Genomic DNA, 10,196 nt, shown 5'->3' on the forward strand with positions numbered 1-10,196 from the left:
TCCACCACCTTCACGCGCGACGCCGACGGATCGGTGGCGCTGCTGATGGCTTCGGTGGCCAGCGGGCGGGCGTTAGCCGCCGGCTGGAAGGCCGACGGACGCACCGACAGCACCGCCGGCGAACCGGTGAGCGTGAGCGTCGCGATGGTCTTGCCGTTCATGTTGAAGTGCTGCCCCACCACGTTGCCGCCTTCCACGGTGAAGCTCGTGAGATCCGGCGCGAGGCCGCTCCCCAACTTGGCGGCCACGCGGGGCGACAGGTCGCGACCCTGCGCTGTGGCGCTGAATACAGCGAACCCGTACGTACCACCCGACAGGCGCTGCGCGAGCGTGGCCGCGAGCGCTTCGGGGTTGTACTGGGCAAAGCCCGCATGCTCGAGCACGAGCACGCTGTCGGCGCCGTACTCGGCCAGTGCACCAGCCTTGCCACCGATGCCGGCGTCACCCGCCAGCACCGCGTGCACACTACCGCCACCCGACAGTTCGGCGAGCTGGCGACCGGCGGTCACCGCCTCGAGCGCGACCTTACGGACATCGCCCGCGCGGACTTCGGCAAAAACGAGAACGTTGGCCATGGCTCAGAGCACCTTCGCTTCAGTCTGGAGGAGACGCACGAGTTCGGGCACCGCGGCCGCGCTGTCGCCGAGAATGCGACCAGCCGCGCGCTCGGGAGGCAGCGCCATCTTCGTGACCGAGACCTTGATGTCGCCCAGCTGCGCCGGCTTCACGTCGAGCGGCTTCTTCTTGGCCGCCATGATGCCCTTGAGGCTGGGGAGACGTTCCTTGTTGAGACCGTCGTCGATGGTGAGCAGCGCAGGGAGCGGAAACTCCACCACTTCGCTCGCCCCTTCGAGCTGGCGCTCGGCGCGCCCGGTGCCGCCGCTGATCTCCAGCTTGCACACGTTGGTCACGCACGGCAGGTCGAGCAGTTCCGCCACCATGGGTCCCGTCATCTGATTCATAGAATCGATGGCGATGCGACCGAAGAGCACGAGGTCGTAGCCGCCCTCCTTGAGCTCGGCGGCGAGGGCCCGCGCCACGGAAAGCCCGTCGGCCGGCACCGTGGCCGCTTGCAGCAGCACACCACGATCGGCGCCCATCGCGAGCGCCTTGCGGATCTGCTCCTGCGCCGCGTCGGGGCCGAGGCAGATGGCCACCACTTCACCGGCGTTGCCGTTCTTTTCCTTGAGCTGAAGCCCCGCCTCGATAGCCCAGAGGTCGAAGTCGTTCACGTCGTACTTGAGCCCCGCCTCGTCCACGCGCGTGCCGTCGGCCGCGATCGCGAACTTGGTTTCCATCACGGGGACGCGCTTGATGCACACGGCGATCTTCACCGCGGTCGCTCCGTTCGAATGTCAGATAGGATTGGGAGACTGCACGGAGGAAGCTAGGGACCGGCACCGGCGCGGGCAATGCGCCGCGCCCGAAGAAATGCGACGCAACCGTCGCGTTTTCTGAAAAGACAACCGGGCCCGCCTTGCGGCGGGCCCGGCAGTGACGAGCCGTTCAGTCCCGGTCAGCGCGGAATGTTCGGATTGGCCAGCTTCTCCACGTCCGGCAGCGGCCAGCAACGCTGTGTCCCGTACACGCCGCCCTTGGCGTACAGCGTGTTGGCGGCCGGCACCTGGGGCAGGTTGAATCGCTTCACATCGAACCAGCGGTTCCCCTGCAGGAACAGCTCACGGCGACGCTCTTCAGCCACGGCCCCATCGAAGTTGGCCGTCTCCGCCCCGGTGAGAGCAGGAAGCGCCACACCGGCCCGGCCGCGGAGCGTGTTCAGGATCGACACGCCTTCCGCCCCACCCCGCGCCTCGGCGAGGATCAGCTGCGCCTCGATGCCCGACGCGATCGGATACGTGGCGGTAAGGCTGGCGTACTTGTTCTGATTCCAGAGTCGGTTCACCTGGTCGGGCGCCGTACGGTTGAGATCCGTGACCGACACGCGCGGATCGTTGAGCGTGCGGTACGCCGGCGCCACCGTCGTGGCATTCGACTGGTTCACCTGCTGGAAGATGCGATTGTTGCGGCGCCCGATCGTGGCATCGGCGGTGGCGTTGTACACGAAGCCCACCGGAACGCGCGCCGCATCTTCGGCCGCGCCCGCCTTCTGCCCCTTGTTGATACGGGCACGCGCGCGCCCCACGTAGGCCAGGTTGAGCGCGCTCGCGTCGCCGGCCGCCGTGGCAGCGGTGATCGCGCGCGTGAAGCGCACCTCCGCCGAGTCGAACAGCTGCGCCGGCGTAAGCGATCCACCAAGGCCGATCACGCCTTCGCAGAACCCTTCGCCCAGCAGCACGAGGCTGAAGCCCGCCATCGCCGAGTTGATGGCGATGAGCCGCTGACGGTTGGGCACCTGCGCATCCGTCCACTCCAGCAGCTTCTGCACGGCCTGATCGTTCGTGTAGCGCGCCGTGTTGATGGGCGTGTACACACCGATCCCTTCACAGCCGCTCGTGGAGTAGAGGGCATCCACCGCTTCCACGTTGCGGCGATCGTAGTTCCAGCGCGCCGCCGTCTGCGTGGCGTCCACCAGCTCGCCGGCACCGAGACCGCTGGCGACGATGTAGCCGCCGAGCGCGCACTCATAGTCGGCCACCGCACTCGCCGAGATGAGGGCAGCGTTACCCGGAACCAGAAACGACGTTTCGGCAAGACGACTTGGCGTCTGCACGGTGAGCAGGCGGTCGAAGTTACCGCACGCGGCCACGAGGCCGAGGGCAGCGACCGCCGTCAGGACCTTCATCGTGTTTCGCATGATGGTCAGAAGTTGAAGTTGACGGTGGTCACGAACTGACGGAGCTGCGGCAGCACGTTCTGCTCCCACTGGCCGAAGGAGCCACCACGGGCGCCGCCGTTGAACGACGCTTCGGGCTCGATGCCCGGGAAGTTGGTCCACAACCCGAGGTTGCGACCCGCCACCGTGATGGAGGCGCGGCTCGCCCCAACGCGACGCGCGAAGTTGGCCGGCAGCGTGTACGTGGCCGACAGCTCACGGAAGCGCGCAAAGCTCGCGTCGTGAATAAGGTGATGCGTATAGGCCGTCCCGCCCTGTACGGCGGCGAGCTGCGCCTTGTCCGTCACTTCGTCGGGGTAGTACAGCTCGCGGCACAGCGCGAAGGCGCCGCAGCGCACGCGGTAGTTACCATCGAGCTTCTTGTAGCCGCCGCGCCAGTCCACGAAGGCATTGACGCGCAGGTTCTTGAACATCGTGAGGCCGGCGCTGAACGACCCTTCCTGCATGGGCACGCTGTTGCCGAGGAACACGCGCGGTGCCGTCGCACACGCCACCGTGCCGCCCGTCCCGTTGTCACAGAGCACGTTCGTGGCCCGCTTGGTCACCGGATCGTAATCGGCGCTGACGATACGACGATCCCACCACGCGCCGGGCGCATAGCCCACGCGATGCGCGATGTTGCTGGAGAGCGAGACGAAGTCGGTCGCGCCGCCGAGCGAGGCGATGTTGTAGCTGTTCACCGAGCCGCTGAGCGTCAGATCGAGCGCCAGATTTTCCCGACGCAGCGGCGTGCCGCGCACGACCCACTCGAGGCCACTGCGGTCCACCTGCCCGGCGTTGAACAGCTGCAGCCCCGGGAAGCCGTTCGAGGGCGGCGCCTGACGGGACAGGATGGCGTCCCGGGTCGTGCCCTGGAAGTACGTGACCTCCATGCCGACGCGATCGTTCCACAACCCGGCGTCGAACCCGAGTTCGAGTTCGGTGCTGCGCTCGGGGCCGAGGTCGGGATTACCGGCCGACGACGGCGTGAGGAACCCGCCCGCGGCGGTGTAGGTGCGAATGGCGTCGAACGCGCCGGGCTGAAGACCGGAGGCGCCGTAGGCACTGCGCAGACGCAGCTGATTCACGAACGCCGGAATGGGTAGCGACGGTTCTTCGCTCAGCACCCATGAGGCACTCAGCTTGGGATACGTCACGGCATCGAAGTTGGTACCGAACGCCGAGTTGTCGTCGGTACGAATCGCTGCGGTGAGAAACAGTCGGTCGTTCCACACGAACTGCTGCTGCACGAACGCACCGACCGTGTTGTTCTGCGTGAGTTCATCCGCGCCGACATTGCGAATGGCGGCCGACGAGATGGACGTGAGCCCCACGGCGGGGAAGGTTGACCCGCTGATGGAACGGAAACGCGTCTGGCGCAGATAGATCTGCCCGCCGGCCGACGTCACGCTCTTGATGCGAGGCGACAGCTGGAAGTCGGCGTTGGCCACGTAGTCGTACGACGTGAGCGTCACGTCGCGCGTGCTGTTGGTGATGGCGCCCGCCGTGGGCAACCCGGAGCCGGCGAAGGCCGAATACGTCGCAGCGATGATGTCGTTGCGCGGGGTGCGATCTTCGTTGTTCTCGGCGAGCCGGTCGAGACCCACGATGAGGCGGTGATTGAGCCACGACGTGGGACGATTGGTGAACTGGAAGCTGCCGGTGAAGCGGTCGGCATCCTGGAACACATCGTACGCCTCGTAGTAGGCGTTCGGCGGACCGGAGCGGAAGCCCATCTGCGGATTGCCGGGGTTGCGCGAGCTCACGCCCACGCCGCCGTACAGGAAGCTCGGCGACGAGAAGAACGTGGCCCACGTGGCGCCACCACCACCCGACTCGAACGGCAGGTAGGTACGGCCGGTGGTGTAGCCGAGGCTCGTCTGCACATCCACCTTGGGGCTGGGATTCGCCTGCAGGTTGACGCGCAGATTGGTGCGGCGCAGACGGTTCACGCGTTCGGCGCCCTGATTCTCCTCGTAGCCTCCGCCCACGTAGTAGCGCACCGAATTCGTGCCGCCGGCCACCGACATCTGAATGTCCTGCAACTCGCCCGTGGTGAACACGTCGTTGCCGAAGCGGGCGTTGAGCGAGTCGTTGAGCTGCCGCGTGGAGATGCTGACCGTGTCGAGCGCCGTAGCGCTGCCGGCGCGGGGCACCGTGCCATAGTTGTCAGCGAATCGGGTTTCCCAGTTGGGGACCCAGCTCGATCCGCCGCGTGCGGTCACGTTCCACACCGGGCGGCCAGCGGCGCCCTTCTTCGTGATGATCTGAATCACGCCGTTGGACGCTTCCGTACCGTACAGCGTGGCCGCGGCCGGGCCCTTGATGACTTCGATGCTCTCGATGTCATCGGGATTGAAGTCATTCCAGCGGGAGATGGACGCCGAGCCGAACGCCTGATTGGCGGGACCGGATGCCTGCGTGTTGTCCACACGCACGCCGTCCACGTAGATGAGCGGGTCGTTCGACAGCGACAGCGAGGACGCACCGCGCACGCGGATGCGCGACCCGGTGCCGACTTGACCGGAGCTGGCCACGATGCTCACGCCGCTCGCGCGGCCGTTGAGCAGTTCCTGGAACGAGTTCACCGGCTGCGTGGCAACCACTTCGGCGGCGTTCACCGTGCTGACGGCGTTACCAATGGCGCGCTTTTCGGCGACACCAGCCGTGCCCGTCACGACGACACTCGTGAGCTCCATGGCGCGCTCGGCGAGCGCGATACGCACATTGGCATCACCGATGGTGACGCCCACGGTGCGCGGCTGAAAACCGATACGCCGCACTGTGAGCTGCACCTGTCCGCTGCCGGTCAGACCGGCCAAACGGAAACGACCGGCGGCGTCGGTGGTGGTGCCGGCATTGCGGCCCTCCACCATGATCTGGGCGTCGCCGATCGGCGATCCATTCTTCTCACTGACCACGGTACCGGCGAGGGAGCCGGTACCCTGCGCCGGCAACTCGGCGCTTGAGGCCAGACTCGCTGCCACGAGTCCGAGCGCCACACCGAGGGTGCGGGCCCGTACCGCGGCAAAGCGGACGGCGGAGTGCAACATCTGCGTCGTCTCCTGGATTTTGGGCGGGAAAGAACAAGTGCGCGGGAACCTATCCGCCGTAACATCCGACACAAGCGGGGGGTCACTCTCCACGAGTGGCACCGGTGCAAAAAGGGGAGGGCGGCGAGCCCATGCTCGCCGCCCTCCCCATTCTGCCTCGGTTCCCTCAAACGGTGCCGATTCCGCGTTACTTGAACGCGTTCAGCCCCGTGATCGCCTGCCCGAGGATGAGCGAGTGCACGTCGTGCGTCCCTTCGTACGTGTATACGCTCTCGAGATTGGCCATGTGACGCATCGCGCCGTACTCGGCGAGAATGCCGTTGCCCCCGAGGAGGCGACGGGTTTCCCGGGCGATGTCGGTGGCGATGTCGACATTGTTGCGCTTGGCCAGCGACACCTGCGTGGGCGTGAAGTTACCCGCGTCCTTGAGCCGGCCGAGGTGCAGCGACACGAGCTGCCCCTTCACGATTTCCGTGAGCATGTCAGCGAGACGCACCTGCTGGATCTGGAAGCCACCGATGGGCTTGTCGAACATCACGCGGCTCTTGCTGTAGCTCACCGCCTCCTCGAAGCACGCCAGGGCGGCACCGAGGACACCCCACGAGATCCCGTAGCGCGCCTGCGTGAGGCACATGAGCGGGCTCTTGAGTCCCTTGGAATTGGGAAGAATCGCATCGGCCGGCACGTGCACATCAGTGAGCACCAATTCCGAGGTGTGACTGGCCCGGAGCGACAACTTGCCGTGCTGATCCTTCGCGTAGAAGCCAGGCAACGAGGTGTCGACGACGAAGCCGCGGATACTGCTGTCGTCGGTGCTGTCCCCCGTCTTGGCCCAGATGATCGCGATGTGTGCCTTGGATCCATTGGTGATCCACATCTTGCCGCCGTTCAGAATCCAGCTGCCGTCGGCCTGCTGCCGCGCGCGCGTGATCATGCCCGACGGATTCGAGCCGTAATCGGCCTCGGTGAGGCCAAAACAGCCGATCATCTCGGCCTTGGCGAGCTTTGGCAGATAGTGGCGCTTCTGCTCTTCACTGCCGAACGCGAAGATGGGGTACATCACGAGGGCGCCCTGCACCGAGGCAAACGAGCGAATGCCGCTGTCCCCGCGCTCGAGCTCCTGCATGATGAGCCCGTAGGCCACGCTCGACAGTCCGGCGCAGCCGTACTCTTCGGGCAGATTGGCCCCAAGAACGCCGAGTTCGGCAAGCTCGGGAATCAGCTCGTCAGGAAAGCGCCCCTGCACATAGCAGTCGCCGATGATCGGCAGGATCTTTTCGTTGACGAACGCGCGAATGGTGTCGCGAATGGCGCGCTCTTCTTCGGTGAGCGCGGCGTCGATGTTGAAGAGATCACCCGGGTGGGCGGTGAGCTCTACGGACGGCAGCGCGGGAATCTCGCTGGCCGAAATCGTATCGAGGGCCATGGCAGTGCGGCTATGGGATGGGCAAGGGAACACCGAAATCTAGTCGGAGGACCAGTTGCCCGAGGCAAGGGTCACCCGAACGCCCCGGCACCCGCTGGCTACGCGCCCGCCAATCGCTGCCGCTGCCGCTCGAGCGGGGTCACATCGCGACGGGCGGCGGGGGTGATGCCCACCTCCCGTGCCTTGTTCCGGAACTCGGGGCCGTGGTCCACCGGACGCCCCGTTTCGTGCTGCCACTGGTGCACCATCTCGTGCAGCAGCGTGTGCATCGCTTCGCGCCACCCGTGCCGGGCGATGTGCGAGCGGGACATCACGATCTCGGACGCGAGATGGCGCGACCCCGGGTCGTAGTGGCCGAGTCGCGTCGCCATCTTTCCCGACAGCCGCAGGGGAATACTCGTGAGCGCCCCCTCGAACCACTGGGCGTTGAGCTGGCGGTGCGCTTCGGTGAGTTGCGTGATGAGGGCGGCATCCCCGGGTCGCGCCGGTTCCTGCCGCCGGGCCACGGGGGCTCGATCCACGTCGTGGGCCAGAATGACCTCGCGCGCGGCGAGGCGTTCCGGTTTGTTGCGGGCAACGGCGAACGCCACGATCGCCCGCAGCACCGACTCGGGCGCCTCGGCGTACCCCTCGTGCACGCGCAGGGTACGTCCAATAAACGAGACCATCACGGTGCGCGTCCGCATGAGGACGAGCTGGTCGACGCCGCGCAGTCCCATGTCCTGCAAGCGGGAAAAGAGCACCGCCGTGCGCGCCCGGAGCGCCGTCCGCCCTCGCACCTGCCGCTGATCGTCGGCCTCGTGCTGACTGGTCGGCGCCGCGGCGGCCCCTTCCGTCGTAAGCGTCCCCGTTACCGACGATGCCCCGGCCAGCGGCGCGGGCCCGGTGGCCGAGGCGTCGCTGAAGAATCCGAGTTGCAGGTCGTCAAAGAAAGGCACGCCGAAACTTGGAGGCCCCTCTCCCCCGCGGCAACTGCGCCGCGGGGCCATTCGTGAGCCGAGCCGTCGTTACGGACGACCGACGGACGGCTCACGGGCCGCGGACCGGCTGATGGGTCCCGGCACGAAGGCGCCACGGTCGTAGGTCCACGCCTGCACGGTCACACGGTCGGCGGAAGCCTCAATCACGTTGAGGGCACTTGGTCGCTTGCCGCGCATGCGGCTCGACAGCGTGTTGGCGGCGCTCACCAGCACGCGCCCCCCCACGAGCTCCACCTGCTCCTCGTGGTCGTGCCCGGTGCACACCACGTCCACCGGCATGGCGGTCAGAGCGTCGAGCACCCGGTGCGGCTGCTTGAGCCCCCAGCGGCGCGACAGACGGCCGCGCACCACGTTGTGGTGCACGACCAGCAGCCGCAGATCATGCGCCGGCGCCGCGGCCAGGCGGGTATGGGCATCGCGCAGTTGCGCGTCGGTGAGCCCCCCCTTCACGCGCCAGTCGCGCGGATACCACGTGAGGGACTCGGGGTTGGTGCCCCACGAGGAGTTGAGCCCCACCATGGTCACGCCGTTCACCTGCACCGTGGGTTCCGTGTCACCGCAGATGTACTGCCGATAACGCTCGTGCAGTCGGGGAAAATCGCCGAAGCCGAACGGCGCATGCCACCAGGCCGTATCGTGATTGCCCGGTACCGTGATGACCGGCGCGACCTCACGGAATCGCGCGACCATTTCGCGCGCGTGTTCGAACTCGTGCACACGCGCGCGCTGCGAGAAATCGCCGCTCATCACGATGGCGTTCCAGCGCTGTGCCCGGGCGAGCGCCAGAGCAGCGTCCACGTGGGCCTGCACGAACGGGTGCCCGCAGTGCATGTCCGACACATGCAGGACCCGCACGCCTTCCTGGACCATGCGAGACTCAGCCACGCGTCGCCATCACCCGATGCGCAGACGCGTCGGCGTCGGCGCATGACGGGCCGATGCCGTCGCGGGGAATCAGGGTTACTGGAGTGCGCATGGCGAACAATAGCCGCCTCCGGCCGCCGCACGGAGTAGGAATGGCGGGCCAAGTGGCTCTGGGGGGGGCCGACAACGCCCCCCGCGGGGTGCGCGTTCATTGACAAGCCGCCGCCCAGCGCTTCATATGGGCTCGTCGGCTCCCACCTATCCCCCTCCCGCGTGTCTCGACTGCTCAAAGTCCTCCCCTGGCTGGCCGTTGCCGCACTTGGCGCGGGCGCCCTGGCCTACGTGGCCATCAATCGCGGTGAACAGATCAGTGCTGCCTGGATCCTGACGGCGGCGGTCTGCACCTACCTCATCGGCTATCGGTTCTACAGCCGAATCATCTCGCACGACATCTTTGCCCTCGACGAGACCCGGGCCACGCCGGCCGAACGACTCGACGACGGCCGGGATTTCGTCCCCACGAACAAGTGGGTGGTCTTCGGCCACCACTTTGCCGCCATCGCCGGCCCCGGCCCGCTGGTAGGCCCCACGCTGGCGGCCCAGTTCGGCTTCCTCCCAGGCATCCTCTGGATTCTGGTGGGCGTGGTGCTGGGCGGCGCCGTACAGGACTTCGTCATTCTCGCCGCTTCCGTGCGGCGCGACGGCAAGTCGCTTGGCCAGATGGCCAAGGAGGAGATCGGGACGGTGGCGGGCACCACGGCGCTCATCGCCGTGCTCGGCATCATGGTCATCCTCATCTCCGTGCTGGCGCTGATCGTGGTGAATGCGCTTCGCGACAGCCCCTGGGGTGCGGTCACGATCGGGCTCACCATTCCCATCGCCCTCCTGATGGGCCTGTACATGCGCTACGTGCGCCCGGGCGCCGTCCTCGAAACCACGGCGATCGGCCTCGTCCTGCTCGGCGTGGCGCTGTGGGCCGGCAAGTGGGTATCGGAGTCGCCCACGTGGGCCCCGGTGTTCACGCTCGACGGCACCACGCTCTCGCTGGCCATCATGGTGTACGGGTTCGCCGCCTCGGTCCTGCCGGTGTGGCTGCTGCT

At 67.0% G+C, this 10,196-nt stretch carries 8 protein-coding genes; 1 reads left to right on the top strand and 7 read right to left on the bottom strand.

Annotated features, from left to right (window positions below):
- The 7 genes from ACIQ6O_RS07940 to ACIQ6O_RS07970 all read right to left on the bottom strand — a co-directional run.
- A partial coding sequence (locus tag ACIQ6O_RS07940; protein ID WP_396207243.1) for an electron transfer flavoprotein subunit alpha/FixB family protein occupies positions 1-575 on the bottom strand: 575 nt, incomplete at its 3' end.
- 3 nt (positions 576-578) lie between these two features.
- Complete coding sequence (locus ACIQ6O_RS07945) at positions 579-1,334, bottom strand: electron transfer flavoprotein subunit beta/FixA family protein (protein WP_396207244.1); 756 nt, start codon at positions 1,332-1,334, stop codon at positions 579-581.
- A gap of 182 nt (positions 1,335-1,516) precedes the next feature.
- Positions 1,517-2,755, bottom strand: coding sequence for a RagB/SusD family nutrient uptake outer membrane protein (locus ACIQ6O_RS07950; protein WP_396207245.1), 1,239 nt, complete (start codon positions 2,753-2,755; stop codon positions 1,517-1,519).
- Between the two features lie 5 nt (positions 2,756-2,760).
- Complete coding sequence (locus tag ACIQ6O_RS07955) at positions 2,761-5,826, bottom strand: SusC/RagA family TonB-linked outer membrane protein (RefSeq protein WP_396207246.1); 3,066 nt, start codon at positions 5,824-5,826, stop codon at positions 2,761-2,763.
- Positions 5,827-6,013: 187 nt separating this feature from the next.
- Entirely contained in the window at positions 6,014-7,252 is a 1,239-nt protein-coding gene (locus ACIQ6O_RS07960) for an acyl-CoA dehydrogenase family protein (RefSeq protein WP_396207247.1), read from the bottom strand.
- 98 nt (positions 7,253-7,350) lie between these two features.
- Complete coding sequence (locus ACIQ6O_RS07965) at positions 7,351-8,190, bottom strand: SprT-like domain-containing protein (RefSeq protein WP_396207248.1); 840 nt, start codon at positions 8,188-8,190, stop codon at positions 7,351-7,353.
- A gap of 69 nt (positions 8,191-8,259) precedes the next feature.
- Positions 8,260-9,117: a metallophosphoesterase family protein gene (locus ACIQ6O_RS07970; protein ID WP_396207249.1), complete on the bottom strand. Its 858-nt coding sequence runs from the start codon at positions 9,115-9,117 to the stop codon at positions 8,260-8,262.
- Positions 9,118-9,369: 252 nt separating this feature from the next.
- On the opposite strand from ACIQ6O_RS07970, the gene ACIQ6O_RS07975 reads away from it, so the two are divergent.
- Positions 9,370-10,196 (top strand): carbon starvation CstA family protein (locus tag ACIQ6O_RS07975; protein WP_396207250.1); only part of this gene is annotated, 827 nt, incomplete at its 3' end.

The sequence above is a fragment of the Gemmatimonas sp. genome, from assembly GCF_044345575.1.
In the GTDB taxonomy this organism is placed as follows: domain Bacteria; phylum Gemmatimonadota; class Gemmatimonadetes; order Gemmatimonadales; family Gemmatimonadaceae; genus Gemmatimonas.